This window comes from Streptomyces sp. NPDC060232 (assembly GCF_042726555.1).
GTDB lineage: Bacteria > Actinomycetota > Actinomycetes > Streptomycetales > Streptomycetaceae > Streptomyces.
This window is the reverse complement of record NZ_JBHXAG010000008.1, coordinates 170,064-196,394: the sequence shown is the minus strand read 5'-3', so window position 1 is coordinate 196,394 and position 26,331 is coordinate 170,064. Positions and strand designations below refer to the sequence as shown.

Here is a 26,331-nt window from a genome sequence, read left to right as displayed (position 1 = left end):
TCTCGTCCCGCGCGGCGGTGCGTGCGGGGCGCCGGGCGGGCGTCCAGCGGCAGTTACGATACCCGAGTTCCGGAACTTGAGTATCGTAAACTTGGGCCATGCCGAATCCGACACCGCGACTGGGGCGTCCCAGGGACAGCCAGATCGAGAGCACCGTGCTCCGAGCCGCGCGCGAACTGCTCGCGGAGGTCGGCTACGCCGGGGTGACCATGGACGCGCTCGCCGCCCGTGCGGGCGTGGGCAAGGCGGCCATATACCGCAGGTTCGGCTCCAAGGCGGAGCTGCTCTTCGCCTCGGCCGTGCACGGCATGGACATCGAACCGCCGCCGGACACCGGCTCCCTGCGCGGCGACGTCCGCGCGATGGCGGGCCTCGCCCTTGAGCGCCTCTCGACGCCCGCGGCCCGGATGCTGACCCCCGCGCTCATGGTCGAGATGTCCCGCGACCCCGCGCTGGTCGCCCGCTTCCAGAACACCTTCATCGCGCAGGAGCGGCGCGACCTCACGGCGATACTGGAGCGCGCCCAGAAGCGGGGGGAACTGCCCGGGCCGCAGGACCCGACGCCGGCCCATCTACTGCTGGGCGGCCCGCTGTTCCTCGCGCTGTTCGCCTTCCATCTGCCGGTGGACGAAACCCTGCTCGACGAGCTCGCCTCGGTGATCGCCGCCGGGCTCATCGCCCGCGGCCGGGGCGCTGCCGGCTGATTCGGCCCCTGGCCCTCCCCGTTTCAGTTGGCGGGTGGCGGCTGAGGGGGTGAGAACCCGAAAGTGTCTTCCTGACCTGGGGCGATGAACCTTGTCTAGGGGTTCTGTCGGTCCAAGCGGAGGGCGCTTTCCACGTGCAGGATATCGGTTCGCGTCCCAAGCTTCAGGTCACGGCGGATGGTTCGGGGTGGTCGGGCATGCCGGGACCCGGCTGCTGGCGGATCTCGCTGATGCCACGGGCCTGACCAGTGCGTACTCCAACGCGCTGAGTCCGCTGCGGCCACGCGGGACCGGGCATGTCCCGGGCCGGATCGCCACCGATCCTGCGGTCATGCTCGCCGACGGCGGCGAGACCATCACCGACCTGGCCGTCCTGCGCGACCAGCATGGGGTTTTCGGTGCGGTGGCCTGCACGTCCATCGCGTGGCGGCTGCTCGCCTGGACAAGGGTCCTGATACTGGACGGCGAGCTGGCCACCGCCGAGCCCAAGCGACTGTGCTACCGGCTTCTCCACGTCGCCGCTCGCCTCACCCGCGGCGGCCGGCGCCTACGGCTCCGGATATCGGCGACCTGGCCCTGGAGAAGCGAACTCGTCGCGGCCTTCCACCGGCTCGCCGCTCTGCCCCGGCCCGCCGGCCGACCCACGCGTCCCCGCCCGCCCACCAGCCGAAGGAGCCCGGAGACACCGGCCGCCGCGTCGGCACCGAGCCATGCCCACACACCACGTCACGTCGACCACACCGGAATTGAGCGTCCGTTCCACTTCCTCAGCCCCAACCGAAACGGCGAGGCTAGTGCTGTGGCCGGAGAGGTTCACCGGGCCGCGGCGCCCGGCGCGGCCTCGCCGCGTTGTCGGACCACGCACGTACGGCCGGTACGCGCCGCGGCCCCCCGCCTTGCGATGCTTCCCCTCGGCCCTGTGGGCCTGGGGAGACCCCATGCTCCGAACACCGCGAACCCGGCAAACCCCTCCGGCCACAGCACTAGGGTCTGTATCGAGTTGCCCCGCGGCGTCGCGACGCCCGGCACGCACCGAACGCCGCTCCTTGCTCCACGGGGCAACTCGATACAGACCCTAGACGGCCGGGTTCTCCCGCACCGTTGCCAGGTCCGCCGAGGTCTTCGAGGCGATGAACTCGGTGATGCGGTATTCGCAGACGCCCGCGACCGTGAAGGGGTCCTCGGCCGAGATCCTCTCGATCTCGGCCCGGGACACCCCCGCCGCCAGGATGAGACCGCCGTCGCGGGGGACCTTGCGTCCCGACGCCAGGAAGACGCCCGAGGCGTAGTAGCCGTCCAGCCAGGCGATGTGGGCCTCCATCACGTCCTCGACGGCTTCGACGGGCGCGGTGTAGGTGAGCTCCATGACGAACATGATCGCCAGGCTACTCTCGCTCAACATGACGAGTGTGAAGACCCCCGCCGACGAGGCCGAGGCCCGGGCCATACAGGACGAACTGCGCCACCGCGTCGTGCTCACCGAGCCCGGGCCCCCGCCCGGCCAGGGGCTCGTGACCGGAGTGGACGTCGCCTACGACGACACCCGCGACCTGGTCGCCGCCGCGGCCGTGGTGCTCGACGCCGCCACCCTGGAGGTCGTCGAGGAGGCCACCGCCGTCGGGCACGTCAGCTTTCCCTACGTGCCCGGGCTGCTCGCCTTCCGCGAGCTGCCGACCGTACTGGCCGCGCTCGACGCCCTGACCGTCCGGCCGGGCCTGGTGGTCTGCGACGGCTACGGCCTCGCCCACCCCCGCGGCTTCGGCCTCGCCTGCCATCTCGGAGTGGTCACCGGGCTCCCCTCCATCGGCGTCGCGAAGAACCCGTTCACCTTCACCTACGAGGAGCCGGGCACCCGGCGGGGCGACGCCGCCGCGCTGCTCGCCGCCGACGGGGCCGAGGTCGGACGGGCCCTGCGGACGCAGGACGGGACCAAGCCCGTGTACGTCTCCGTCGGGCACAGGGTGTCGCTCGACAACGCCTGCGCGCACGTTCTGGCCCTGAGCCCCCGCTTCCGCATCCCGGAGACCACCCGCCACGCCGACTCCCTGTGCCGCAGGGCGCTGCGCGAGGCTTCCTGAGCCGGTCGGTCCGTCCCGGTCGGTCCGTGCCGGTCGGTCCGTGCCGGTCGGTCCGTGCCGGTCGGTCCGTGCCGCTCGGTCCGTGCCGCTCGGTCCGTGCCAGTCGGCCGGCATCGGTCGGCCCGTCAGCGGGCGTCAGCCACACGGAAGTTGATGCCCGCCTTCTGCAGGCGGTGGATCAGGGCGTCGCCCATCGCCACCGCCGTCGTCACCTGGCCGGCGGACTCCGGCAGGGCGTCATGGGCCAGGCAGAGCGCCGACTCCGCCAGCATCTTCGCGGTCTCCCCGTAGCCGGGGTCGCCGCCCGACACCTCGGTGAGTACGCGCCGGCCATCGCCCTCGCCCACGAACCGCACGGTGAACCAGCTGCGCGCGCGCCGCTCGGCGTCCGGCCCCCGGCCCGGCTCCCAGCGGTTCATCAGCCACCGCCTGGCCGCCGGCACCTGGGCCAGGGCCGCCGTCGCGCCCACCGCCGCCGTACCGCCCACCGCGACCGGCAGGTGCTTGACGGAGGCGTAGTGCCGGTAGCGGAAGTCCGGGCCGTAGCGCTCCAGCGCGGCCGCCGACCGCGTCACGATCCGCGGGTCCAGCGACGGCAGCGGCAGCGCCCACGTGCCCGTCTCGCGGCTGAACCGCGGTGCGCCCAGCGGCCCGCGGGCCCGCCGCCCCAGCAGCCGCGGCTCATGCATGCGGCGGGCGCGCCCGGCCGCCAGGGTCTGGGGGCCGCGGCCCAGCGCGGTCAGCGCGGAGGCCAGGGTCCCGCCGGAGAAGAAGGCGTTGGACCGCATGAACCCGTCGACTGTCAGCGGCACTCCCTCCGGCAGCTGCCGGACCGTGAAGTACGCGCCGAGGTCGGCCGGGATCGAGTCGAAGCCGCAGGCGTGCACCAGCCGGGCCCCGGTCTCGCGGGCCCGCGCGTCGTGCTCCACGTACATCCGGTCCACGAACTCCGGCTCGCCGGTGAGGTCGACGTAGTCGGTGCCCGACGCGGCGCAGGCGGCCACGAGTTCGGCCCCGTACCAGATGTACGGGCCCACGGTCGTGGCCAGCACCCGGGTGGCCGCCGCCAGTTCGCGCACGGCCGCGGCGTCCCGGGCGTCCGCCCGCAGCAGCGGAAGCGCCGCGCACGCGGGGTCGATCGCGGCCAGCCGCTCGCGCAGCCGCTCCAGCTTCGCGAGGTCCCGGCCGGCGAGGGCCCACCGGCAGCCGGCGGGCGCGTGCTCGGCGAGGTACTCGGCTGTCAGCGCGCCGACGAACCCGGTCGCACCGAAGAGGACGACGTCGTAGGCGCGTTCCGGTCGGTCCTGCGGGACCCCTGCGTTCATGAGAGCTCCTCCGGGTGGGTGTCGGTGGCCGAGGCCAGGTCCTGTCGTCAAGGTAGCGCCGGTGAGGCCCGCGGTGCCGGGCGCCGCGGGCCAGGCGGGACTTCGACGACAGGACCCGGCGCGGGACCCGTCCGTCCGCGCGGGCAGGTGGTCGGCAGGCGCCGAGAAGCGTCCCCGCCACGACGGCGCCCCGGGACGGCCGTGCGGCCGCGCCCGGGGCGCCGTGGTGTTCACCTGCCGGTGGATCAGCCCTGCTGGTAGAGGCCGAAGAGGTCGACGACGAGGTCGATGTCGTCCCAGCCCCGGTTCCAGAGGTCGATGATGCCGTTGCTGCCGGTGCTCGCCTGGACCAGGTTCGGGACGGTGGCGCCCTTCGTCCAGTTCAGGTTCGAGGAGTTCGGCGGCGTCGGCCAGTCGGCCGTGTCGTTGATGTAGTCGTCGATCGAGTTCGGGTCCGGGGTGACCGTGAGGTACCCGTCGCCCTCGGTGTTGGTGACCGTGGAGTTCAGCACGAAGCCCGTGATGCTCGGGTCGTCGTAGGACATCGGCATGTAGATGTAGCTCTGGCCCCACAGCTTCCCGTAGACCGGGTCCTTGGGGTCACGGGTGTCGAACAGGCGCTCCGGCGAGAGCGGCAGGAAAGCGCTCTTGCTGTCGGTGCTGTAGTAGCCGACGACGTCGACGATGACGTCGACGCCCGCCCAGGCGCCGTTGAACACGCTGATCTTGCCGTCCTGGCCGACGGGGACGATGACCGAGTTGGCGATCGTCTGGCCCGCGGTGAAGTTCAGGTTCGACGCGGTCGGGGTGGCGCCGCCGCCCGGGAAGACCGACAGGTGGCCGGCCTCCCTCGGGTTGGTGACCGTCACGTTCAGCGCCACGGCGCTGATGCCCTGGGGGACCCCGCGCAGGCCGCTGATCTGGGTGGAGAAGGTCTTCCGGCCGCCGAGCTGGCCCCTCGCGGTGCCGAGGCCCTCGCGGGTGTCGACGAAACGGGCCGGGGTGGTCGGCGTGTAACCGCTGGAGGCGGTCTTGGAGAAGAAGCCGGTGACGTCCGCGATCAGGTCGACCGGCATGCCGCCGCGGTTGGCGATCTCGACGTAGCCGTTCTTGCCGACCGGCACGATGACCAGGTTCGGGACGGTCTGACGGGCCTTGTAGTTGACGTTCGACGTGGTCGGACGCTCCGTGCCCTCGGGGAAGGCGGTGATGTGGCCGTCGGAGGAGGTGTTGGTGACCGTGATGTTGAGGACCACGGCGGTGACGTCGGCCGGGATCCCGCCGTTGCCGCCGACCTTCACACGGGTCGAGCTGTACGGCTGGACCATGCCCGTCGGCGCGCCGGTCCCGTTGCGGGTGTCCAGCAGCCGGGTCGGGGCGTACGGGGTGAAGTCCGAGCCGTCGGTGACGAACACGACCTCGTTGACGGCCGAGAGGTTGTTCGCGGCGTCGGTCACGGTGACCTTGACCTTGTACGAGCCGACCTCGGCGTAGGTGTGGGCCGTGGTCCGGCTGTCGGAGCCGTAGGCGTCGAAGACGTCCTGCGTGCCGTCGCCCCACTCGATGGTGACCTTCAGGGCGGTGTCCGCGCTGAAGATGGTGGTGTCCACCTCGGTGCCGTGAGCCGTGGTGCCGTAGGCGGTCACGCCGACGGCGAGGTCCGCGTTGGCGTTGACGGACTGCACCTGCGGGGCGGCGGCCGCATCGGTCTTGGCAGACGACAGGGGCTTGCGGACCGTGCGGTCCGCGGGGCTGGTGAAGGCGTGGCCCTTGGCCTTGGCGTCCTTGCCCAGCTCCAGATCCGGCTTGATGGTGCCGCGCGGGTCCGGCTTGGCCGGATCGGCCTGGGCCACGCCCGGGACGAGACCAACGCCCGCCGCGATGGCGGCAGCGGAGATTACAAGACGGCGACGACGCACCGATCCCCCATTTATCTGATTGAACGCTTGATCAGCTCGAAAACGTGTTCAGAGTACAGAGTCCCCGGACGGTCCGTCAGGGGGGTGGCCCCCGGATCCCACTGCCGTCCCGGGGGGCCGGATCCGCCAAAGCCGGCCGATCCGGCGGGAGCCCGGCCAGGGGGCTTGTGCTCGGTGGAACACGTTCCTAGCATCACCGGTGTTACATCAGTTGTGTCACACAGTCGCCCACTAGACACGCCAGCCACACGAGGCACACGAGGCACACCAGGCACACCAGGCACCACACCGCAGACGCTGGGGGCTCGATGGCAGTGACAGGGAACGGGAACGGGACCGGGACCGGGACCGGGACCGGGACCGGAGCCGCGGCCGGAGCCGGCACCGGAGCGGCCGGCGGCCGCGGCCCGCTCGCCGGCGTACGCGTTGTCGAGCTGGCCGGCATCGGCCCGGGACCCTTCGCCGCCATGCTCCTCGCCGACCTGGGAGCGGACGTCGTACGGGTGGACCGGCCCGGCGGAGGCGGACTCGCGGTCGACCCCGCCTACGACATCACCAACCGCGGCAAGCGTTCCGTCCTGGTCGACCTCAAGTCTCCCGACGGGCCCGCCCGGGTCCTGGACCTGGTCGAGCGCGCCGACGTCCTCGTCGAGGGCTTCCGCCCCGGCGTCGCCGAACGGCTCGGCGTCGGGCCGGCCGACTGTCACGCCCGCAACCCCCGCCTCGTCTACGGGCGGATGACCGGCTGGGGCCAGGAGGGCCCGCTCGCGCACACCGCGGGCCATGACATCGCCTACATCGCCGTCACCGGCGCCCTCGGCATGATCGGCAACCCGGGCGAGCCCCCGGCGGTCCCCGCCAACCTGGTCGGGGACTACGCCGGAGGCTCTCTCTACCTCGTGATCGGTGTCCTCGCCGCCCTCCAGCACGCCCGGGCCACCGGCACCGGCCAGGTCGTCGACGCGGCCATCGTCGACGGCACCGCCCACCTCACCGCCATGATCCACGGGATGATGGCGGCGGGCGGCTGGCAGGACCGGCGCGGTGCCAACCTCCTCGACGGAGGCTGCCCCTTCTACGGCACCTACGAGACCTCCGACGGCGGGTACATGGCGGTCGGCGCGCTGGAGCAGCAGTTCTACGACACCTTCGTGGAACTCCTCGGCATCGCGGACCGGGCTCCGGTCCGCAAGGACATCGCCCGCTGGGGCGAGCTGCGCGAGGCCGTCGCCGCCCGCTTCCGGACCCGTACCCGCGAGGAGTGGACGGCGCTCTTCGAGGGGACCGACGCCTGCGTCGCGCCCGTGCTCTCCCTGCGCGAGGCCCCCGGCCACCCCCACCTCGCCGCCCGGGGCACCTTCACCGACTTCGGCGGGATCGTGCAGCCGGCCCCCGCCCCGCGGTTCTCCGCGACCCCGGTGTCCGTCACCGACGGCCCCGCCCGACCCGGAGCGCACACCGCGTCGGTGGCCGCCGACTGGGACGTACCGGCCCTGCTCGGAAAGGACGGCTGACCGATGGAACTGTCGATGATGCTCGACTACGCGGGGGACCCGCGCCTGGCCGCCGACGAGGCGGCCGCGCTGGAGTCCGCCGGACTCGACGCCGTGTGGGTGGCCGAGGCCTGGGGCTTCGACTCCCCGACGATCATGGGCTACCTCGCCGCCCGCACCGAGCGGCTGAGGATCGGCTCGGCGATCATGAACGTCTACTCGCGCACCCCCGGCCTCATCGCGCAGACGGCCGCCGGACTGGACGCCCTCTCCGGGGGCCGGGCGCTCCTCGGCCTCGGCGCCTCCGGCCCGCAGGTCGTCGAGGGCTGGCACGGGAAGCCGTACGACAAGCCGCTCGGCCGGACCCGCGAGACCGTCGAGCTGTGCCGGCGTATCTGGCGCCGCGAGACGATCGACCACCACGGCATCACGGACATGCCGCTGCCGCCCGACAAGGGCGGCCGGCACGGCAAGCCGCTGAAGATCCTCACCCGGCCGGTGCGCGACGCCATCCCCGTCTACATCGCCTCCCTCGGCCCGGCGAACGTCGCGTTGACGGCCGAGATCGCGGACGGCTGGCTGCCCACGCTCTTCATCCCGGAGAAGGCCGCCGCCGTGTGGGGCGGCCCGCTCGCCGAGGGCGCGGCGAAGCGCGCGCCGGAACTCGGCCCGCTCCAGACCGTCGCGGGCGGCCTGCTCGCCATCGGCGAGGACGCGGCCGCCGTACGCGAACGCGCCCGCCCGCAGATCGCGCTGTACGTCGGCGGCATGGGCGCGGTCGGCAAGAACTTCTACAACGACCTCGCCGTCGCCTACGGCTACGGGGACGCGGCCCGCCGTATCCAGGAGCTCTACCTCGCCGGACGCACGCGCGACGCCGCGGCGGCCGTGCCGGACGAGTTCTGCGAGCTGATGACCCTGTGCGGGCCCGAGGGCTACGTACGCGAGCGTGTCGAGGCCTTCCGCGAGGCGGGCGTCACCATGCTCAACGTCACACCCGTCGGCCCCGAGCCCGCCCGGCTGGTCGAGACCGTCAAGAACTGGCTTTAACCGGCCCTAAGGAGCCTTCCGATGCAGCGAGCCGTCCGATGAAGCGCCGGATCTTCGACGCCGACCACGAGGCGTTCCGCGAGACCGTCCGCACCTTCCTCGCCAAGGAGGTGCTGCCGCACTACGAGCAGTGGGAGAAGGACGGCATCGTCAGCCGCGAGGCGTGGCGGGCCGCCGGCCGCCAGGGGCTGCTCGGGTTCGCCGTCCCGGAGGAGTACGGGGGCGGCGGGAACACCGACTTCCGCTACGCCGCCGTCATCGCCGAGGAGTTCACCAGGGCGGGCGCCCCCGGACTCGCCATCGGCCTGCACAACGACATCATCGGGCCGTACCTGACCTCGCTGGCCACCGATGAACAGAAGCGCCGCTGGCTGCCCGGCTTCTGCTCCGGCGAGACCGTCACGGCCATAGCGATGACCGAGCCCGGCGCCGGTTCCGACCTCCAGGGGATCCGGACCACCGCCGAGGACCGCGGCGACCACTGGGTGCTGAACGGCTCCAAGACCTTCATCTCCAACGGCATCCTGGCCGACCTGGTGATCGTGGTGGCCAGGACGACCCCCGAGGGCGGGGCGCACGGCCTGTCGCTGCTGGTGGTCGAGCGCGGCGCGGAGGGCTTCGAGCGCGGCCGCAACCTCGACAAGATCGGCCAGAAGGCGCAGGACACCGCCGAGCTGTTCTTCCACGACGTACGCGTCCCGAAGGAGAACCTGCTCGGCGAACTGAACGGCGCCTTCGTCCACCTGATGACCAATCTGGCGCAGGAGCGGATGGGCATCGCGATGGCCGGGATCGCCGCCGCCGAGTACCTGCTGGAGATCACCACCCAGTACGTGAAGGAGCGCGAGGCCTTCGGACGTCCGCTGTCCAAGCTCCAGCACATCCGGTTCGAGATCGCGGAGATGGCCACCGAGGTCGCCGTCACCCGGACCTTCCTCGACCGGTGCATCACCGACCACGCGAACGGCGAGCTGGACCACGTGCACGCCTCGATGGCCAAGTGGTGGGCCACCGAACTGCAAAAGCGTGTGGCGGACCGCTGTCTGCAACTCCACGGCGGCTACGGATACATGACCGAGTACCGGGTGGCGAGGGCCTTCACCGACGGCCGGATCCAGACCATCTACGGCGGTACGACCGAGATCATGAAGGAGATCATCGGCCGGTCCCTCCTCAGCTGACCCCGTCGGCCGAGCCCCCTGGCCGAACCTTCTTCCGCGGCCTCACCGATTACCTTCCAGGCCTTCCAGAACTTCCAGGCCTTCCAGAACTTCCAGGACTTTTCAGGACTTCCAGGACCTTCCCCGCACCTTCCAGCACACCGAAAGGCTTGACCAGTGAGCACCGAAGCTTACGTATACGACGCGATCCGCACCCCGCGCGGCCGCGGCAAGGCCAATGGCTCCCTGCACGGCACCAAGCCGATCGACCTCGTCGTCGGACTCATCGACGCCCTGCGCGAGCGCAACCCCGGCCTGGACCCCGCCACCATCGACGACATCGTGCTCGGCGTCGTCGGCCCGGTCGGCGACCAGGGCTCCGACATCGCCCGTATCGCGGCCATCGCGGCCGGGCTCCCGGACACGGTGGCCGGCGTACAGGAGAACCGCTTCTGCGCCTCCGGTCTGGAAGCCGTCAACCTGGCGGCCGCGAAGGTCCGTTCCGGCTGGGAGGACCTGGTCCTTGCGGGCGGCGTGGAGTCCATGTCCCGCGTACCGATGGCCTCGGACGGCGGCGCCTGGTTCGCCGACCCGATGACCAACTGGGACACCGGCTTCGTCCCGCAGGGCATCGGCGCCGACCTGATCGCCACCGTCGAGGGCTTCTCCCGGCGCGCCGTCGACGAGTACGCGGCCCTCTCCCAGGAGCGCGCAGCCGCCGCGATCAAGGACGGCCGCTTCGCGAAGTCCGTCGTCCCGGTCACCGACCGCAACGGCCTGGTCGTCCTGGACCACGACGAGTTCGTCCGCCCGGGCACCACCGCCGACACCCTCGCCAAGCTGAAGCCGTCCTTCGCGGACATCGGCGAACTCGGCGGCTTCGACGCCGTCGCCCTCCAGAAGTACCACTGGATCGAGAAGATCGACCACGTCCACCACGCGGGCAACTCCTCCGGCATCGTCGACGGCGCCTCGCTCGTCGCCATCGGCTCCCGCGAGGCGGGTCAGCGCAACGGCCTGACGCCGCGCGCCCGCATCGTCTCGGCGGCCGTCTCCGGCTCCGAGCCCACCATCATGCTCACCGGCCCCGCCCCGGCCACCCGCAAGGCCCTCGCCAAGGCCGGGCTGACCATCGACGACATCGACCTCGTCGAGATCAACGAGGCCTTCGCCGGCGTCGTCCTGCGCTTCGTCAAGGACATGGGCCTCTCCCTCGACAAGGTCAACGTCAACGGCGGCGCCATCGCGCTGGGCCACCCGCTCGGCGCCACCGGCGCGATGATCCTCGGCACGGTCGTCGACGAGCTGGAGCGCCAGGACAAGCGCTACGGTCTGGTCACCCTCTGCGTCGGCGGCGGCATGGGCGTCGCCACCATCGTCGAACGCCTCTGAACCGTCCCTGTCCCCCGACCCCTCCGACACGGAAGTAGCGAACATGAGCGAGTCCACCACGATCCGCTGGGAACAGGACGAGACCGGCGTCGTCACCCTGGTCCTCGACGACCCGGGCCAGTCCGCCAACACGATGAACCAGGCCTTCAAGGACTCCATCGCGGCCATCGCGGACCGCGCCGAAGCCGAGAAGGACTCCATCCGCGGCATCATCTACACCTCCGCGAAGAAGACCTTCTTCGCCGGCGGCGACCTCAAGGACATGATCCGGCTGCGCCCCGAGCACGCGCAGCTCGCCTTCGACACCGGCACCGAGATCAAGCGGTCCCTGCGCCGCATCGAGACCCTCGGCAAGCCCGTCGTCGCCGCCATCAACGGCGCGGCCCTGGGCGGCGGTTACGAGATCGCGCTCGCCTCCCACCACCGCGTCGCCCTCGACGCGCCCGGCTCCAAGATCGGCCTGCCCGAGGTCACCCTCGGCCTCCTGCCGGCCGGCGGTGGCGTCACCCGCACCGTACGCCTGATGGGCATCGCCGACGCGCTGCTCAAGGTGCTGCTCCAGGGCACCCAGTACACCCCCCAGCGCGCCCTGGACAACGGCCTCGTGCACGAACTGGCCGCCACGCCCGAGGAGATGCTCGACAAGGCCCGCGCCTTCATCGACGCCAACCCCGAGTCGCAGCAGCCCTGGGACGTACCCGGCTACAAGATCCCCGGCGGCACGCCGTCCAACCCGCGCTTCGCCGCCAACCTCCCGGCCTTCCCGGCCAACCTGAAGAAGCAGCTGAACGGGGCCCCGTACCCGGCCCCGCGCAACATCCTGGCCTGCGCCGTCGAGGGCTCCCAGGTGGACTTCGAGACCGCGCTGACCATCGAGGCCCGCTACTTCACCGAGCTGGTCACCGGACAGACCGCCAAGAACATGATCCAGGCGTTCTTCTTCGACCTCCAGGCCGTCAACGCCGGCCGCAGCCGCCCCCAGGGCGTCGAGCCGCGGCAGGTCCGCAAGGTCGCCGTCCTCGGCGCCGGCATGATGGGCGCCGGCATCGCCTACTCCTGCGCCCGCGCGGGCATCGAGGTGGTCCTCAAGGACGTCACCGCCGAGGCCGCCGCCAAGGGCAAGGCGTACTCGCAGAAGCTGCTCGACAAGGCGCTGTCCCGCGGCCGGACCACCGAGGAGGGGCGCGCGGAGCTGCTCGCCCGGATCACCCCGACCGCCGACGTCGCCGACCTGGCGGGCTGCGACGCCGTCATCGAGGCCGTCTTCGAGGACACCGCCCTCAAGCACAAGGTGTTCCAGGAGATCCAGGACGTCATCGCACCCGACGCGCTCCTGTGCTCCAACACCTCGACCCTGCCCATCACCGGGCTCGCCGAGGGCGTGAAGCGGCCCGCCGACTTCATCGGACTGCACTTCTTCTCGCCCGTCGACAAGATGCCGCTCGTCGAGATCATCAAGGGGGCGCAGACCGGCGACGAGGCCATCGCCCGCGCCTTCGACCTGGTCCGCCAGATCAACAAGACCCCGATCGTGGTCAACGACTCGCGCGGCTTCTTCACCTCCCGCGTCATCGGCCAGTTCATCAACGAGGGCGTGGCGATGGTCGGCGAGGGCGTCGAGCCCGCCTCCGTCGAGCAGGCCGCCGCCCAGGCCGGCTACCCGGCCAAGGTGCTCTCCCTCATGGACGAACTCACCCTGACGCTGCCGCGCAAGATCCGCAACGAGAGCCGCAAGGCCTTCGAGGCGGAGGGCCGGACGTGGACCGAGCACCCCGCCGACACCGTCATCGACCGGATGGTGGACGAGTTCGGCCGGCCCGGCCGCAGCGGCGGCGCCGGCTTCTACGAGTACGACGAGTCGGGCATGCGCGCCCGCATCTGGCCGGGCCTGCGCGAGCACTTCACCAAGCCGGACGCCGACGTCCCCTTCGAGGACATGAAGGAGCGGATGCTCTTCTCCGAGGCCCTGGACACCGTCCGCTGCCTCGACGAGGGCGTCCTCACCTCGGTCGCCGACGCCAACATCGGCTCCATCATGGGCATCGGCTTCCCGGCCTGGACCGGCGGCGTGATCCAGTACATCAACGGCTACGAGGGCGGCCTCGCCGGCTTCGTGACGCGCGCCCGCGAGCTCGCCGGGAAGTACGGCGAGCGGTTCACCCCGCCGGCCTCCCTCGTGGAGAAGGCCGAGCGCGGCGAGACCTACAGCGACTGAGCACGGACGGCCGCCCCGCTCCCGCCGCGAGCGGGCCCGGGGCGGCCGCACGCTACACGTCCCCGCCGCGCAGGACGGCGAACACCCCGCGCTGCTCGGCGCCGTCCGCGTCCGTCCACCGGGCGAACACCTGCCCCAGCGCGGAGCCGCCGGCCCCCGCGGACCCGGAGGCCGGCACCCGGGACACCGTCAGGGCCAGCACCGGCTCCTCCCGCCCGGCCGGGCCGACGCCGACGACGGTCGCGTCCGCGGTGTCGGTCACGGCGCCCGGCCCGACCAGCCCGGCCGGTACGCCGGAGCCCCCGGCGCGGACCTCGACCGTCGGGTCGGGGGCGCCGCTGACGCTCTGGTCCTGGGCCGTCGCAGAGCCCGCCAGCAGCGCGAGCAACTGCTCGACCAGGACCGCGTCGTGTGCCCCGTCGTAGATCCAGCGCCGGCCCAGGACGCCGTGCTCGGAGGTGCCGATCAGGCCGTCCGCGGCAGACCCCAGGGGCGCCCCGCGGTAGGTCAGCGGGACCTGGTAGGTGACGGGGGAGTCCCCCGAGGTGTCGGTGACCACCATGAACTCGATGCCGACCTCGCCCTCGGGGTCGTCGAGCCGGAAACCGCCGGCCTTGGCGAGCAGCGGTGTGTCCCCGCCCCGGTACCAGGGCCTCGACGGCAACCAGGCGGCGATCAGTTCGAGCTTGCCGGGCGACATGGTGGTGCGGTGAATGACTGCCATGCGCCGTGAAGCTACCCGACGCGGCCGGACCACTCGACTCCGGATCAGTCGTCGCCGGAGGCGAAGGCTGACCGCAACTCCTCCCGCAGCGACCGCTGGAAGGCCGTCACCAAGGCCTGCACCACCATCGGCTGCATGTGCGCCGACAGCGCCTTCATCGACTCCACCCGCTCCGGATCGCTCTCGCCCTCCGTGAACGGCCCCCACACCTCGTCCCGGAACAGCGCCGTCAGCTCCTGCGCCGCCGACCGGGTGTGCTCCAGCAGCACCTTGCGCGCCGCCAGGATCGTCTCGTGCGCGATCGGCACGTCGAGCAGGGCGACCCCGAGCCGCAGCAGCCCCACGTCCACCCGGAACCCGTCCCCCGAGGCGGCCAGCACGTTCATCGCCGTCAGCCGCCGCACGTCGGTGTCCGACAGGCTCCGCCCCGCCCGCTTCTCCAGCTCCTCCCGCGACACCTCCCGGGCCGCGTCCGGGGCCCAACTGGCCACCATCGCCCGGTGGATCGCGAGATCGTGCGCGCTCAGGTCGTCGGGCAGCGCGTCCAGGTAGCGCTCGATGGCGGACAGGGTCATGCCCTGGTGCTGGAGCTCCTCGATCAGGGCCAGCCGCGACAGGTGCTCCGGCCCGTAGTGCCCCACCCGACGCGGACCGATCACGGGAGGGGGCAAAAGCCCGCGGGTGCTGTAGAACCGTACCGTGCGCACGGTGACGCCCGCCCGGGCCGCCAGCTCGTCGACGGTGAGCATCGGCTCGGGTGCCTGGTCGGCCATCGTCTGCGCCTCGCTCTCTGCTCCACAGCTTGGGTTCAACAGTATTGCTGTCGCACCAACGATGTGAAACGGCCAGGAGCTGCCCATGACCACGAACCTGCGACTGCCCGGACGACCCGAAGAGATCACCTTCTCCGCTTTGCTCGCCCGCAACGCCGCCGAGCACGGGGACCTCCCCGCCCTCTCCTGGCGAGCCGGCCCCGACGCGGCCGGCTGGACGACCCTGACCTGGAGCGAGGTCCGCCACAGGGTCGCCGTCCTCGCCGCCGGCTACGCGGCCCTCGGCGTCGGACGCGGCGAGCACGTCCTGCTGATGATGGGCAACCGCCCCGAGCACTGGCTCAGCGACCTCGCCCTCTTCCACCTCGGCGCCGTGCCCGTCACCGTGTACGGGACCTCCGCGCCCGAGCAGATCGCGCACATCGCCCGCCACAGTCGGGCCCGGGTCGCCGTCGTCGAGGGCGCCCGCGAACTCGCCCGGTGGGAGCCGCTGCTGGCCGCCGCCGACGTCCCCCTGGAGCGCCTCGTCGTCGCCGAGGCCGCCGACGCCGGCCGGCACGGCACGTACGCCTCGCTGTACGCGGGCGGCGCCCGGATCCACCGCGCCGACGCCTTCGACAAGGCCTGGCAGGAGTCCCGCCCCGAGGACCCGCTGACCGTCGTCTACACCTCGGGCACCACCGGCGACCCCAAGGGCGTGCGCCTGACCCACCGCAACCTGATCCTCCAGGCGGTCCGCCTCGACCGGCGCGTGGACCTGCCCGAGCACGCGGCGCACATCTGCTACCTGCCCTTCGCGCACATCGCCGAGCGGGTCCTCGGCATCTACCTGCCCCTGCTGAGGGCCTCCCACGTCATGCTGTGCGCCGATCCCGCCGCCGTGTCGGCGGCCGTCCGTGAACTGCGCCCGGTGCAGTTCTTCGGGGTGCCGCGGGTGTGGGAGAAGCTCGCCGCCTCCGTCCGCGCGGTCCTCGCGCAGCTCCCCGAGGACCAGCGCACCGCCATCGAGGCGGCGGGCGACCTCGCCCGCGCCCGGGCCGGCCACCACGAGCGGGGCGAGGAGGTGCCCGCCGCGCTCGAAGCCGCGTACGCCTCGGCGAAGGAACGGACGCTGGACCCGCTGCTGCGGCTCGCGGGCATGGACCGGCTCGCCTGGACGGCCAGCGCCACCGCGCCGATGCCCATCGACGTCATCCGCTTCTGGGCCGGCTGGGGCATCACGATCATGGACGCCTGGGGGCTCACCGAGACGGCCGGGGTGTGCACCCTCAACAGCGCCGACGGCTTCCGGCTGGGCTCGGTGGGCCGGCCGATCGAGGGGGTGGAGCTGAGGATCGCCGAGGACGGGGAGATCCTCACCCGCGGAGCGACCGTCTTCGGCGGCTACCTGCGGCCGGACGGCTCGGTGGAGAGCGCCTCCGACACGGAGGGCTGGTTCCCCACGGGGGACGTCGGCCGGATCGACGAGGACGGCTTCCTCTGGATCACCGACCGCAAGAAGGAACTGATCATCACCTCCACCGGGAAGAACGTCTCGCCCGCGCTGGTGGAGAACACGGTCAAGGAGCACCCCCTGATCGGCCAGGCGCTGGTGCACGGCGACGGACGCTCCTACCTCGTCGCCCTGCTCGTCCTGGACACGGAGCTGGCCCCGGTCTGGGCGGCCGCCCGGGGCATCGAGGCGGACTCGGTGAGCGCGCTCGCCGAGCACCCCGCCGTCCGGGAGGAGATCGCCCGCGCGGTCGAGGCGGCCAACGCCCGGCTCAACCGGACCGAGCAGATCAAGCGCTACCGGGTGCTGACCGAGGAGTGGGGCCCCGAGAGCGGTGAACTCACGCCCTCCCTCAAGCTGCGCCGCCGGGTCGTCCGCGACAAGTACGGCGCGCTGATCGACGGCCTGTACCAGGAGTCGTACGACCCGGCGTGACCCGCGCGCCCGGCCGGTGGGCGGCGTGCGCGCCCGCTGGCCGGGGCGGTTGCGGGCGTTTCCGCGCGTGAGCAGCCCCGGCCTGAGGGGGAACTGCCGGCCGGGGCGGTCTCATCTCGCCTGCGAGGCGGTTACACCGGCGGGCGGCCGGGGGTCGGGGTCCGGCGGCATCTGGGGTCCTGCGGGAGATCCGTGCTTGCCCGTCTTGAGCTTCCTTCCGTTGAGTCCGTAGATGCCGAGCGGGGGGAACAGGACCACGCGGGCTCGGTAGCCGGCTTCCGCGCAGGGGATGCACAGCAGGTCCCGGCCGTGCCGGTGCTCCATCGTGCGAGCGGCTTCCACTTACGCCGCGCTCGTCGGCTGGCTGTACCAGGACGCCGGGGACCTCGGGACCGCGGGCTTCTGGCGGGGGGTGACGCAGGAGATAGCGGTACGGTCCCGGGACCCGCACCTGATCGGGTACTCCCTCGTCAACCAGGCCCAGGTGCGCACCGACCTCGGCGACGGCCACGGCGTCATCGACCTCTGCGAGGCCGCCCTCGACGACGCGGACCGGCTCTTCCCCAAGGTTCGCATCATGGCCATGCAGCAGCAGGCCCCCGGCGCCAGTCTCACCGGCGATCGGGACGCCGTCGACCGGCTCATCGACACCGCCGGCGGGCTGCTGCCGCGCGTCGACGACGACCTGCCCTGGGGCAACGCCTGCCGTCGGACTCCCGGATACCTGGAGGTGCAGCGGGCCACCTGCTACGGCCGACTCGGCCTCGGCCGCGAGGCCGACCGACTCTGGTCACAGGTCCTCGCCGCGGTGCCGTCCACCGCGCGCCGGGACCGCGGCGTGTACCTCGCCCGGCACGCCACCGCCGCCGCCGTCTCCCGGGACCCCGACCACGCCGTAGAGATCGCACGCGAAGCGGCGACCATCGCCGTCGAGACCCGGTCGGTGCGGATGTTGCGCGAACTCGGTGCCCTGGAGCGGGCCATGCGGCCGTGGCACGATGCCCCCGTTGGCCGGGACCTCGCCGAGGTCTTGGGGCCCGTGAACGAGGGGAGCTGACATGGGCGTACCGAAGCCGCTGACGCACGAGGAGATTGCCGAGCATCTGGCGGCGTTGCCAGGGTGGGAGCAGGTGGGTGACGAGATCACTCGCACCTACCCGATCCGCTACCACGCGGCCGTGGCCGCGATCGTGACGATCGCCGACCGGTCCCGGCGGATCCAGCATCACGCTGACCTGGACTTGAGGATCGACCATCTGCGGGCGTCCATCACCACGCACGATGCCGGGAACCGGCTCACGTCGGCAGACTTCGACCTGGCCGCGCGCATCGACGCGATCGTCGCCGCGCACCAAGCCCTGCCGCTTGACTGACCCCGGCCATGACGAATGTGCCCCCTCCCGCCCGAAGGCGAGAGGGGGCCGTGGTGTTCGAGCGGTCAGTTTCTGGACTGCGGAGACCGCCCGGGACGCCAGGCAGGCGTGAGCCCCGGCCGGTGGGCGCGCACGCCGCGCACCGGCCGGGTCGGGGGCGTCAGCGGCCGATCAGCGGGTAGTGGTCGGAGAGGTTGGTGTAGGTGTAGGAGGTGCCCCAGCTGGAGACCGTCCAGGGCGCCGACTCCTCCTTGACCACGTTGTTCTCCCAGCCCGCCGGGCGGGCGTTGCCCTTGCGGTAGAGCACGTAGTCCAGGTCCTCGCGCGGGTCGGTCGGGTAGCGGTACTTCGCTATCGAGTTCATCGCGGTGTCGAAGGAGTACGGGTGGCCCGTGCGCGAGTCGGAGTCGGCCAGGTCGGCGTTGGCGAGCATGCTCGCGTACTCCGGGGTGCGCGAGTCGACGTTGAGGTCGCCCGCCAGGATGACCTGCTCGCCCGCCGGGATGTTCTTGCCGTCCAGGAAGGCGTCGAGCGCCCGGAACTGCCGGGCGCGCATCTGCGCCGCCTCGCCCGCGCCGCAGCCCGGGTCGGTGGACTGCGCGTGCGTGCCGACCACGTGCACCTTCGTGCCGTTCACGTTCAGCACGACGTAGGCGAAGCCCTTGTTGGACCACCAGTCCGCGCCGCAGGCGTCCTTGTAGACGAACTGCTCCTTGCGGACGATCGGCCACTTGCTGAGGATCGTGACGCCGCCGTCCTCCGGGGTGGTGGAGGAGTAGGCGCCGCCCGTGGCGTCCCAGCCGCTCTTGCTGCGGCCGACGACCGGGGTCTGGTACGGGTACTGCGCGGCGGAGTTCGCCTTCAGCGCGTCGGAGGAGCTGTTGTCGAAGGCCTCTTGGAGCACGACCACGTCGTGGCCCTGGTAGAAGGAGGTCTTGGGGATCTCCGCGGCCCGGTGGTCCTGGCCCCAGTTCGGGTAGAGGTTCTTGCTCATCAGGAACACGTTGTACGACAGGACGCTGAGCCGCGGGGCGGCGGCGTTCTCCGCGGCCGTGGCGGCGGGCGCGGTGGTGGCTGCCATGGCGCCGGCGGCGATCGCCGCGACGGCCGCGGCTGCGGCCCGGTTGCGGCGGTGGGAGGTGTGCAGCATGAGGTCTCCATCATTCCTGCGCGGGAAGATCGGCCCCGTCATCCAAGCAGCCGCGGTTACCTCTGGGTAACACCCGTGCAGCCACTTTCTGTCCGGGCCGCGACGATCACGCGGCGGGGCCGCCGTCAGTCCTCCGAGGAGGTCCAGCCGAACCCGGCGAGGCCGCCCGCGGCCTCCTCCCGGGCCCCCCGGCGCCGCCGCCGCAGCGCCAGGCGCAGCCCGAGGAGGACGACCGCGGCGGCCGCGCAGACGAGGGCGGAGGTGACGGCGACGGCCGCGAGCACGAAGGGCAGAAGCGCTTCCAGCCACGCGGAGGGAGACAGGTCCATCGCCGCAGGATGACGTGCGCACCGCCCCGCCGGAAGGGCTCCGGCCCAGGTCATACTGGAAACCGAAGAGAGCGACAGCTGGGGGCGCGCATGACCGGGACCGACCGTACGGCCGCGCGGGCGACACCGGAGCCGTCCGCCGCCCGCACCGACCCCGCGCCGCCCCCGCCCGGCGGGGTGCTGTGGACCATCGCCGGCGACATCCGCGCGCTGCTGATGCTGCCCGCCGCCTTCACCATGCAGGTCGCGCACCCGGCCATCGCGGCCGGCGTCGACGAGCACTCCGTCTTCCGCACCGACCCCTGGGGCCGCGGCGAGCGCTCCCTGCGCTCGGTCCAGCTGTGGGTGTACGGCGGTGAGGAGGCCGCCGAGGAGGGCCGCCGGGTCCGCCGCCTGCACAAGGACATCCAGGGCACCGACACCCGCGGCCGGCGCTACCACTCCCTCGACCCCGCCTGCTACGCGTGGGTGCACGCCACCGGCTTCCCGGTCTACCTGTACGCCGGGCGCTACCTGCTGCGCCGCTTCACCCCCGCCCAGGAGCAGCAGCTCTACCGGGAGTGGCTCCAGGTCGGCAGGATCCTCGGCCTGCGCGACCGGGACATGCCGCAGACCATCGAGGAGTACTGGACCTACTGGGCGCGGATGCTGGCCGAGGAGATCGAGCCGACCGCGGTCGCCCGCGAGCTGGTCGCCACCGACGTGCCGCTGCCCCGGCCCGAGGGCGGCCCGCTCCTCCTGCGGCTGCTGCTGCGGCTGACCTGGCCCGCCGTGCGGGTGGCCTTCCTGCGCCTGCGGGCCTTCGTCACGGCCGGGTACATGCCGCCCGAGGCGCGCGCCGCGATCGGGCTGGACTGGAGCCCGGCGCAGGAGCGCCGGCTGCGGCGCTTCAGCACCGCCGTCCGCCTGATCGTGCCCCTGCTGCCGGAGCGGCTGCGCTACCTGCCGATCGCCTACCGGGCGCGCGCCGAGTGGCATGCGGGACGCCGCTGACGGCCCCCGGTACGGCACGCGGCCCCTGCGGGAGGCGGGGGCCGCGTACGGGCGCCGGGCGCAGCGGACTCAGTGCCGGTGGCCGGGCCCCGAGCCGTGCGCGGTGTCGTGGACCGTGTTCGTCTCGGCGATCTTCTTCCAGGACTTCGGCTCCGCGGCGGGCTTCGCGGGGGCGGACGGCTGCGCCGTGCGGGCCTCGGGCCGGCCCGCCGCCGGGTTCAGCGCCGACGCGTCGGGCTTGCCCGGGGTGTAGAGCCAGGTCTCGAACAGCTGGGCCAGCGGCTTGCGGGAGACCTTCTCCGCGTACCGCACGAAGTCCCCGACCCTGGCGTTGCCGTAGGCACGCTCGGTCGGCCAGCCCTTGAGGATCCGGAAGAACGCCTCGTCGCCGATCTCGTTGCGCAGCGCCTGCAGGGCGATGGCGCCGCGGTCGTAGACGGCCCCGTGGAACTGGTTCTCCGGGCCCGGGTCACCGGGCTTGACCTGCCAGAAGGCGTCCTCCGCCGGGCGCAGGGAGTAGGCCCAGTCGGCAAGCTCCCGGGCGGTGCCCTCGCCCTCCTTCTCCGACCACAGCCACTGGCTGTAGCGGGCGAAGCCCTCGTTGATCCAGATGTCCTTCCAGCCCTCCACGGACACGCTGTCGCCGTACCACTGGTGGGCCAGCTCGTGCACGACCACCGAGACGTTCGCGCCGTTCTGGAACTGGCGCGGACCGTAGAACGGCCGCGTCTGGGTCTCCAGGGCGTAGCCGGCGTTCACGTTCGGCACGTAGCCGCCCAGCGCGTTGAAGGGGTACGGCCCGAAGACCCCCTCCAGCCACTCGGTGACCTCGCCGGTCCGCTCCACGCTCGCGCGCGCCGCCCCCGCGTTGTCGCCGAGGTCCTTGCTGTACGCGTTGACGATCGGCAGCCCGCTCGCCGTCCTGTCGGTGGTGATGTCGAACCTGCCGACGGCGAGCGTGGCCAAGTAGGTGGCCTGCGGCTTGTTGGAGCGCCAGTTGTACCGGGTCCAGCCGAGCCGTGAGGTCTGCGACTGGAGCACGCCGTTGCTGATGGCCTGGGTGCCGTCGGGCACGTTGACCGAGACGTCGAAGGTGGCCTTGTCCAGCGGGTGGTCGTTGCTGGGGAACCACCAGACCGCCGAGTCGGGTTCCTGCGCCGCCACGCCGCCGTCGGGGGTGCGCTGCCAGGCCGTCCAGCCGTCGACCTTCAGCTCGGACGGCTTGCCGGCGTACGTGACGACCACGGTCAGCGGGGTGTTGCGGGCCAGCGGCTTCGCCGGGGTCACCTCCAGCTCGTGGGCGCCGGACGTGGCGAACTTCGCCTTGGCGCCGTTGACCCGGATCTCGCTCACCTTCAGGCCGAAGTCGAGGTTGAAGCGCGACAGGTCCTGCTTGGCGGTGGCGATCAGGGTCGCGGTGCCTTCGAGCAGGTCCGTCGCCGGCTGGTACTTCAGGCGCAGGTCGTAGTGCGACACGTCGTATCCGCCGTTGCCGCTGGCCGGGTAGTAGGGATCGCCGATACCCGGGGCGCCCGGACCGGAACTCGCCGCCGACGCCGGGATCACCAGCAGAAGGGAAGCGGCGAGCACGCTCGGGACGATGACTTTGCGGTGCACGAATGGCTCCAAGTGGTAGGGGAGGCAGCTCGGTTCAAGGTCGTCGCTCGACCGTATTCACCCCTGGACCCTCAGGTCATGTCCATGGCCCCCGCTGTCACACGATCGCCATTCGGCCGTCACGGGTCCGCCGGCTGCGGGGCGCCGGCGTCGCCCGCGCGGACGCCGCCGACCCCGCCGCACCCGCCCCGGCCTGCGGTCCACCCGCCCGCCGGCCCGACTGCACCCCCACCGCCGAACGCCCCACCCCGCCCGGCGGATCGTCCGGATCGGACCACCGGGCCCCGCGGGCCCGCCCGGTGCCGGCCGGCCCGCCCACGGCGGTCCGGTCACGGCGGTCCGGTCACGGCCTACCCGGCATACCGAACAGTCGGTACCGTGCCCCGCATGACCCTTCATCCGCTCGCCGCCAGACGCTGCTGGCACGCCGCCGTCAATCCGCTGCACGCCACCGTCTACTTCTCGCCGGAGACAGCCGAGGAGTTCGCCGCCCTCGGGGTGACCGACCCCGTCGCGGTCAACCTGGCGCACCGCTCCGCCGCGATGGGCGCCGTCGGCGCCGGCGCGGTCACCGCCGCCTTCTACAACTACCGCCACGACCTCGTCGCCCGGCACCTGCCCGCCGTCTGGAGCACCGTCACCCCCGGCCAGGCCCTCGCCGCCCGGCTGCGCGCCGCCGACGCCGCCCTGACCCGCCTCCTCGGCGCCGACACCGTGAAGTCCCCCGAGGTGGCCGAGGCCGCCGACCTGGCGATGCGTGCCACCGAGGGCTGCACCCGGCACGCCCGCACCCTGTACGCGGCCCACGCCGACCTCCCCGTACCCGAAGAGCCGCACCTGCGGCTGTGGTACGCCACCACCCTGCTGCGCGAGCATCGCGGCGACGGCCACCTCGCCGCCCTCCTCCTCGCGGGCCTGGACCCGGTCGAGGCGCTGGTCAGCCACACCGCCACCGGCAAGGGCATGACCCCGAAGTGGCTCAAGGCCATGCGCGGCTGGACGCAGGACGACCTCGACGCCGCGGCCGGCCGCCTGCGCGAGCGCGGCGTGCTCGACTCCGCCGGCGAGCTGACCGAGGACGGCGCGGCCCTGCGCGAGCAACTGGAGAGCGACACCGACCGCCTCGACGCGGCCCCCTACGAGCACCTCGGCGCGGACGGACTGGCCCGCCTCACCGAGGTCGGCGGCGCCCTCGTCGTCAAGGCCGTGACCGCGGGAGCCTTCCCGAGGGACCTCATGGGCAGGGCCTGACGGGCAGGGCTCCCGCGGTCCGTCACGGCCACCTGCCACAATTGGCAGCCTTCCAGTGCAAACGAAGGCAGGCGGGACCCGATCGTGACGATGTCCATCGAAGGCAGGATCGCCGAGGAGCTCGGCGTACGGGAGCGGCAGGTCAAGGCCGCCGTCGAGCTGCTCGACGGCGGCTCCACCGTGCCGTTCATCGCGCGCTACCGCAAGGAAGCGACCGAGATGCTCGACGACGCCCAGCTGCGCACCCTGGAGGAGCGGCTGAGGTATCTGCGCGAGCTGGAGGACCGGCGCGCGGCGGTCCTGGACTCCGTACGGGAGCAGGGCAAGCTCGACGCCGAGCTGGAGGCACGGATCAACGCGGCCGACACCAAGGCGCGCCTGGAGGACATCTACCTCCCCTTCAAGCCCAAGCGCCGCACCAAGGCGCAGATCGCCCGCGAGGCCGGCCTGGAACCCCTCGCGGACGGCCTGCTGGCCGACCCGTCGGTGGAACCGGCAGCCGCGGCCGCCGCGTTCGTCGACGCCGACAAGGGCGTCGCCGACCCGACCGCCGCCCTGGAGGGCGCCCGCGCCATCCTCACCGAGCGGTTCGCCGAGGACGCCGACCTGATCGGCGAGCTCCGCGAGCGCATGTGGGGCCGCGGCCGGCTCGCCGCGAAGGTCCGCGAGGGCAAGGAGGAGGCCGGCGCCAAGTTCGCCGACTACTTCGACTTCGCCGAGCCCTTCACCGCGCTGCCCTCGCACCGCGTCCTCGCCATGCTGCGCGGCGAGAAGGAGGAGGTCCTCGACCTCAACCTGGAGCCCGAGGCCCCCGAGGACGCCGGCACCCCCGGCCCGTCCACGTACGAGGGCATGATCGCGCGCCGCTTCGGCGTCGCGGACCGCGGCCGGCCCGGCGACAAGTGGCTCGCGGACACGGTCCGCTGGTGCTGGCGCACCAAGGTCCAGGTGCACCTCGGCATCGACCTGCGGATGCGGCTGCGCCAGGCCGCCGAGGACGAGGCCGTGCGCGTCTTCGCGTCGAACCTGCGCGACCTGCTGCTCGCGGCGCCCGCCGGCACCCGGGCCACCCTCGGCCTCGACCCGGGCTTCCGCACCGGTGTGAAGGTCGCCGTGGTGGACGCCACCGGCAAGGTCGTGGCCACCGACGTGGTCTACCCGCACGTGCCCGCCAACAAGTGGGACGAGTCCCTCGCCAAGCTGGCCCGCCTCGCGAAGGAGCACGCGGTCGAGCTGGTCGCCATCGGCAACGGCACCGCGTCCCGGGAGACCGACAAGCTGGCCGGGGACCTGATCGCCCGCCACCCCGACCTCGGGCTCACCAAGGTGATGGTCTCGGAGGCGGGCGCCTCCGTGTACTCGGCCTCCGCCTTCGCCTCGCAGGAACTGCCCGGCATGGACGTGTCCCTCCGCGGGGCCGTCTCCATCGCCCGCCGCCTCCAGGACCCGCTGGCCGAACTGGTCAAGATCGACCCGAAGTCGATCGGCGTCGGCCAGTACCAGCACGACCTGTCCGAGGTGAAGCTGTCCCGCTCCCTCGACGCGGTGGTCGAGGACTGTGTGAACGGCGTCGGCGTCGACGTCAACACCGCCTCCGCGCCTCTGTTGTCGCGGGTCTCCGGCATCAGCGGGACCCTCGCCGAGAACATCGTCGCCCACCGCGACGCCAACGGCCCCTTCAGGAACCGCAAGGGCCTCAAGGACGTGGCCCGCCTCGGTCCCAAGGCGTACGAGCAGTGCGCGGGCTTCCTGCGGATCCGCGGCGGGGACGACCCGCTGGACGCCTCCGCCGTGCACCCCGAGGCCTACCCGGTGGTCCGGGCGATGGGCAAGACGGCGGGCGGCGAGGTGGCCGCGCTGATCGGCAACACCGGCGTCCTGCGCTCCCTGCGGCCCGAGCAGTTCGTCACCGAGGCCTTCGGCCTGCCCACGGTCACCGACATCCTGCGCGAGCTGGAGAAGCCGGGCCGCGACCCGCGCCCCGCCTTCAAGACGGCGACCTTCAAGGAGGGCGTCGAGAAGATCGGCGACCTGGCCCCCGGGATGATCCTGGAGGGTGTGGTCACCAACGTGGCCGCCTTCGGCGCCTTCATCGACATCGGCGTCCACCAGGACGGCCTGGCGCATGTCTCGGCGCTGTCGAAGACCTTCGTCAAGGACCCCCGGGACGTGGTCAAGCCGGGTGACATCGTCCGCGTCAAGGTCATGGACGTGGACATCCCGCGCAAGCGGATCTCGCTGACCCTGCGGCTGGAGGACGAGGCCGGGGCGGAACGCGGCGCCGGCGCCCCGCGCCAGCGCGACGAGCGGCGCGGCGGCGGCCGTCCCCCGCAGCAGCGCGGCGGAGCGGGCGGCCAGGGCGGCGGCAGGAACCAGGGCGAACGCGGCCAGCAGGGCGGCGGCAGGAACCAGGGCGAACGCGGCCAGAGCCAGGGCGGCGGCCAGGGCCGGCGGCAGGGAGGCGGCGCGCCCGCCCCGGCGAACAGCGCGATGGCCGACGCCCTGCGCCGGGCCGGCCTCACCGCGCCCGAGGAGCGCCGCAAGCGGTGACGCGGGCGTCGGGGGCGTGCGGGAGCGGTCCCGCACGCCCATGAGGGGTGTCCGACCCTGGTCCGCCGGGCACCCCCTGGGGGCGGCCCCCGGCCACCCGGCGCGTGAGGATCTTCGTACGTGATGGCCGAATAGGTTCCCCACCTGGGGACTTTCCTTGCCAACTCGCGTACAAGATCTGTAGGCATGGTGGAACGCCCGTTCGTCACCCGGCGGACGGGCTTCCGTGTTTCCTCCCTCAGGACTGCATTCCCCCGAGGCCGCCTTGAAGGCACAGGACGTCATACCCATGCCCACACACGCCTACC

21 protein-coding genes and 2 pseudogenes are annotated in these 26,331 nt (G+C 72.5%); 15 read left to right on the top strand and 8 right to left on the bottom strand.

Translation table 11 applies throughout. From position 1 onward, the window contains the following. The first annotated feature begins 98 nt into the window (after window positions 1-98). From ACFWFZ_RS14575 to ACFWFZ_RS14565, 3 genes and pseudogenes are all read left to right on the top strand, one after another. The gene (locus ACFWFZ_RS14575; RefSeq protein WP_387121768.1) at window positions 99-704 is read left to right on the top strand and encodes a TetR/AcrR family transcriptional regulator; all 606 of its coding nucleotides are present in this window, start codon (window positions 99-101) and stop codon (window positions 702-704) included. 104 nt (window positions 705-808) lie between these two features. Continuing rightward, window positions 809-1,143, top strand: a pseudogene (locus ACFWFZ_RS14570) (IS1380 family transposase); the annotation flags it as partial. Beyond that, window positions 1,123-1,269 (top strand): annotated as a pseudogene (locus ACFWFZ_RS14565) (IS1380 family transposase); the annotation flags it as partial. The pseudogenes ACFWFZ_RS14570 and ACFWFZ_RS14565, both read left to right, overlap by 21 nt. Window positions 1,270-1,779: 510 nt before the next feature. Here the strand turns inward: ACFWFZ_RS14565 and ACFWFZ_RS14560 are convergent. Then, complete coding sequence (locus tag ACFWFZ_RS14560; protein ID WP_387122013.1) at window positions 1,780-2,079, bottom strand: YciI family protein; 300 nt, start codon at window positions 2,077-2,079, stop codon at window positions 1,780-1,782. A 25-nt stretch (window positions 2,080-2,104) separates the two neighbouring features. Between ACFWFZ_RS14560 and ACFWFZ_RS14555 the strand changes: the two genes are divergently transcribed. Continuing rightward, entirely contained in the window at window positions 2,105-2,782 is a 678-nt protein-coding gene (locus ACFWFZ_RS14555; protein WP_387121765.1) for an endonuclease V, read from the top strand. A gap of 125 nt (window positions 2,783-2,907) precedes the next feature. Here ACFWFZ_RS14555 and ACFWFZ_RS14550 read toward each other — a convergent pair whose 3' ends face one another. After that, window positions 2,908-4,107 carry a saccharopine dehydrogenase family protein gene (locus ACFWFZ_RS14550; RefSeq protein WP_387121762.1) on the bottom strand — a complete coding sequence of 400 codons (1,200 nt, stop codon included), beginning with the start codon at window positions 4,105-4,107 and terminating at the stop codon, window positions 2,908-2,910. 245 nt (window positions 4,108-4,352) lie between these two features. Beyond that, a complete protein-coding gene (locus ACFWFZ_RS14545) occupies window positions 4,353-5,960 on the bottom strand; it encodes a PKD domain-containing protein (RefSeq protein WP_387121759.1) in 1,608 nt (535 codons plus the stop codon). 374 nt (window positions 5,961-6,334) lie between these two features. On the opposite strand from ACFWFZ_RS14545, the gene ACFWFZ_RS14540 reads away from it, so the two are divergent. From ACFWFZ_RS14540 to ACFWFZ_RS14520, 5 genes are all read left to right on the top strand, one after another. Next, on the top strand, window positions 6,335-7,540 hold the full coding sequence (locus ACFWFZ_RS14540) for a CaiB/BaiF CoA transferase family protein (protein ID WP_387121757.1): 1,206 nt from the start codon (window positions 6,335-6,337) through the stop codon (window positions 7,538-7,540). Between the two features lie 3 nt (window positions 7,541-7,543). Further along, on the top strand, window positions 7,544-8,569 hold the full coding sequence (locus ACFWFZ_RS14535) for an LLM class F420-dependent oxidoreductase (RefSeq protein ID WP_387121754.1): 1,026 nt from the start codon (window positions 7,544-7,546) through the stop codon (window positions 8,567-8,569). 38 nt (window positions 8,570-8,607) lie between these two features. Next, complete coding sequence (locus ACFWFZ_RS14530) at window positions 8,608-9,750, top strand: acyl-CoA dehydrogenase family protein (RefSeq protein ID WP_387121751.1); 1,143 nt, start codon at window positions 8,608-8,610, stop codon at window positions 9,748-9,750. Between the two features lie 156 nt (window positions 9,751-9,906). Further along, entirely contained in the window at window positions 9,907-11,121 is a 1,215-nt protein-coding gene (locus ACFWFZ_RS14525; RefSeq protein ID WP_387121747.1) for an acetyl-CoA C-acetyltransferase, read from the top strand. A 43-nt stretch (window positions 11,122-11,164) separates the two neighbouring features. Next, a complete protein-coding gene (locus tag ACFWFZ_RS14520) occupies window positions 11,165-13,336 on the top strand; it encodes a 3-hydroxyacyl-CoA dehydrogenase NAD-binding domain-containing protein (protein WP_387121743.1) in 2,172 nt (723 codons plus the stop codon). A gap of 52 nt (window positions 13,337-13,388) precedes the next feature. Here ACFWFZ_RS14520 and ACFWFZ_RS14515 read toward each other — a convergent pair whose 3' ends face one another. Beyond that, entirely contained in the window at window positions 13,389-14,060 is a 672-nt protein-coding gene (locus ACFWFZ_RS14515; RefSeq protein ID WP_387121740.1) for a 1,4-alpha-glucan branching protein, read from the bottom strand. A gap of 44 nt (window positions 14,061-14,104) precedes the next feature. Continuing rightward, on the bottom strand, window positions 14,105-14,833 hold the full coding sequence (locus tag ACFWFZ_RS14510; protein ID WP_387121737.1) for a MerR family transcriptional regulator: 729 nt from the start codon (window positions 14,831-14,833) through the stop codon (window positions 14,105-14,107). A gap of 85 nt (window positions 14,834-14,918) precedes the next feature. Between ACFWFZ_RS14510 and ACFWFZ_RS14505 the strand changes: the two genes are divergently transcribed. From ACFWFZ_RS14505 to ACFWFZ_RS14495, 3 genes are all read left to right on the top strand, one after another. Further along, window positions 14,919-16,760, top strand: a complete 1,842-nt coding sequence (locus ACFWFZ_RS14505; protein ID WP_387121734.1) for an AMP-dependent synthetase/ligase — start codon at window positions 14,919-14,921, stop codon at window positions 16,758-16,760. Between the two features lie 325 nt (window positions 16,761-17,085). Then, window positions 17,086-17,817, top strand: a complete 732-nt coding sequence (locus ACFWFZ_RS14500) for a Twin-arginine translocation pathway signal (RefSeq protein WP_387121731.1) — start codon at window positions 17,086-17,088, stop codon at window positions 17,815-17,817. Between the two features lies 1 nt (window position 17,818). Then, the gene (locus ACFWFZ_RS14495; protein WP_387121728.1) at window positions 17,819-18,133 is read left to right on the top strand and encodes a 4a-hydroxytetrahydrobiopterin dehydratase; all 315 of its coding nucleotides are present in this window, start codon (window positions 17,819-17,821) and stop codon (window positions 18,131-18,133) included. 160 nt (window positions 18,134-18,293) lie between these two features. On the opposite strand, the gene sph is transcribed toward ACFWFZ_RS14495, so the two are convergent. Both sph and ACFWFZ_RS14485 read right to left on the bottom strand, forming a co-directional pair. Then, entirely contained in the window at window positions 18,294-19,283 is a 990-nt protein-coding gene (sph, locus tag ACFWFZ_RS14490; protein ID WP_387121726.1) for a sphingomyelin phosphodiesterase, read from the bottom strand. A 125-nt stretch (window positions 19,284-19,408) separates the two neighbouring features. Beyond that, complete coding sequence (locus ACFWFZ_RS14485) at window positions 19,409-19,612, bottom strand: hypothetical protein (RefSeq protein ID WP_387121724.1); 204 nt, start codon at window positions 19,610-19,612, stop codon at window positions 19,409-19,411. A gap of 90 nt (window positions 19,613-19,702) precedes the next feature. Here ACFWFZ_RS14485 and ACFWFZ_RS14480 point away from each other — a divergent pair, with 90 nt between their 5' ends. Beyond that, window positions 19,703-20,605, top strand: a complete 903-nt coding sequence (locus ACFWFZ_RS14480; protein WP_387121721.1) for an oxygenase MpaB family protein — start codon at window positions 19,703-19,705, stop codon at window positions 20,603-20,605. Window positions 20,606-20,674: 69 nt separating this feature from the next. Here the strand turns inward: ACFWFZ_RS14480 and ACFWFZ_RS14475 are convergent, their stop codons facing one another. Further along, a complete protein-coding gene (locus ACFWFZ_RS14475) occupies window positions 20,675-22,222 on the bottom strand; it encodes a M1 family metallopeptidase (protein WP_387121718.1) in 1,548 nt (515 codons plus the stop codon). 387 nt (window positions 22,223-22,609) lie between these two features. Between ACFWFZ_RS14475 and ACFWFZ_RS14470 the strand changes: the two genes are divergently transcribed. After that, window positions 22,610-23,473, top strand: a complete 864-nt coding sequence (locus ACFWFZ_RS14470) for a hypothetical protein (protein WP_387121715.1) — start codon at window positions 22,610-22,612, stop codon at window positions 23,471-23,473. A gap of 84 nt (window positions 23,474-23,557) precedes the next feature. Next, a complete protein-coding gene (locus tag ACFWFZ_RS14465; protein ID WP_387121713.1) occupies window positions 23,558-26,023 on the top strand; it encodes a Tex family protein in 2,466 nt (821 codons plus the stop codon). Window positions 26,024-26,331 lie beyond the last annotated feature (308 nt).

What these genes read in the sequence shown, in the direction of transcription:
- ACFWFZ_RS14575 (WP_387121768.1), top strand. Translation starts at nt 99, where the DNA reads ATGCCGAATCCGACACCGCGACTGGGGCGTCCCAGGGACAGCCAGATC.
- ACFWFZ_RS14560 (WP_387122013.1), bottom strand. Translation starts at nt 2,079, where the DNA reads ATGTTCGTCATGGAGCTCACCTACACCGCGCCCGTCGAAGCCGTCGAG.
- ACFWFZ_RS14555 (WP_387121765.1), top strand. Translation starts at nt 2,105, where the DNA reads ATGACGAGTGTGAAGACCCCCGCCGACGAGGCCGAGGCCCGGGCCATA.
- ACFWFZ_RS14550 (WP_387121762.1), bottom strand. Translation starts at nt 4,107, where the DNA reads ATGAACGCAGGGGTCCCGCAGGACCGACCGGAACGCGCCTACGACGTC.
- ACFWFZ_RS14540 (WP_387121757.1), top strand. Translation starts at nt 6,335, where the DNA reads ATGGCAGTGACAGGGAACGGGAACGGGACCGGGACCGGGACCGGGACC.
- ACFWFZ_RS14535 (WP_387121754.1), top strand. Translation starts at nt 7,544, where the DNA reads ATGGAACTGTCGATGATGCTCGACTACGCGGGGGACCCGCGCCTGGCC.
- ACFWFZ_RS14530 (WP_387121751.1), top strand. Translation starts at nt 8,608, where the DNA reads ATGAAGCGCCGGATCTTCGACGCCGACCACGAGGCGTTCCGCGAGACC.
- ACFWFZ_RS14520 (WP_387121743.1), top strand. Translation starts at nt 11,165, where the DNA reads ATGAGCGAGTCCACCACGATCCGCTGGGAACAGGACGAGACCGGCGTC.
- ACFWFZ_RS14515 (WP_387121740.1), bottom strand. Translation starts at nt 14,060, where the DNA reads ATGGCAGTCATTCACCGCACCACCATGTCGCCCGGCAAGCTCGAACTG.
- ACFWFZ_RS14510 (WP_387121737.1), bottom strand. Translation starts at nt 14,833, where the DNA reads ATGGCCGACCAGGCACCCGAGCCGATGCTCACCGTCGACGAGCTGGCG.
- ACFWFZ_RS14505 (WP_387121734.1), top strand. Translation starts at nt 14,919, where the DNA reads ATGACCACGAACCTGCGACTGCCCGGACGACCCGAAGAGATCACCTTC.
- ACFWFZ_RS14495 (WP_387121728.1), top strand. Translation starts at nt 17,819, where the DNA reads ATGGGCGTACCGAAGCCGCTGACGCACGAGGAGATTGCCGAGCATCTG.
- sph (WP_387121726.1), bottom strand. Translation starts at nt 19,283, where the DNA reads ATGCTGCACACCTCCCACCGCCGCAACCGGGCCGCAGCCGCGGCCGTC.
- ACFWFZ_RS14485 (WP_387121724.1), bottom strand. Translation starts at nt 19,612, where the DNA reads ATGGACCTGTCTCCCTCCGCGTGGCTGGAAGCGCTTCTGCCCTTCGTG.
- ACFWFZ_RS14480 (WP_387121721.1), top strand. Translation starts at nt 19,703, where the DNA reads ATGACCGGGACCGACCGTACGGCCGCGCGGGCGACACCGGAGCCGTCC.
- ACFWFZ_RS14470 (WP_387121715.1), top strand. Translation starts at nt 22,610, where the DNA reads ATGACCCTTCATCCGCTCGCCGCCAGACGCTGCTGGCACGCCGCCGTC.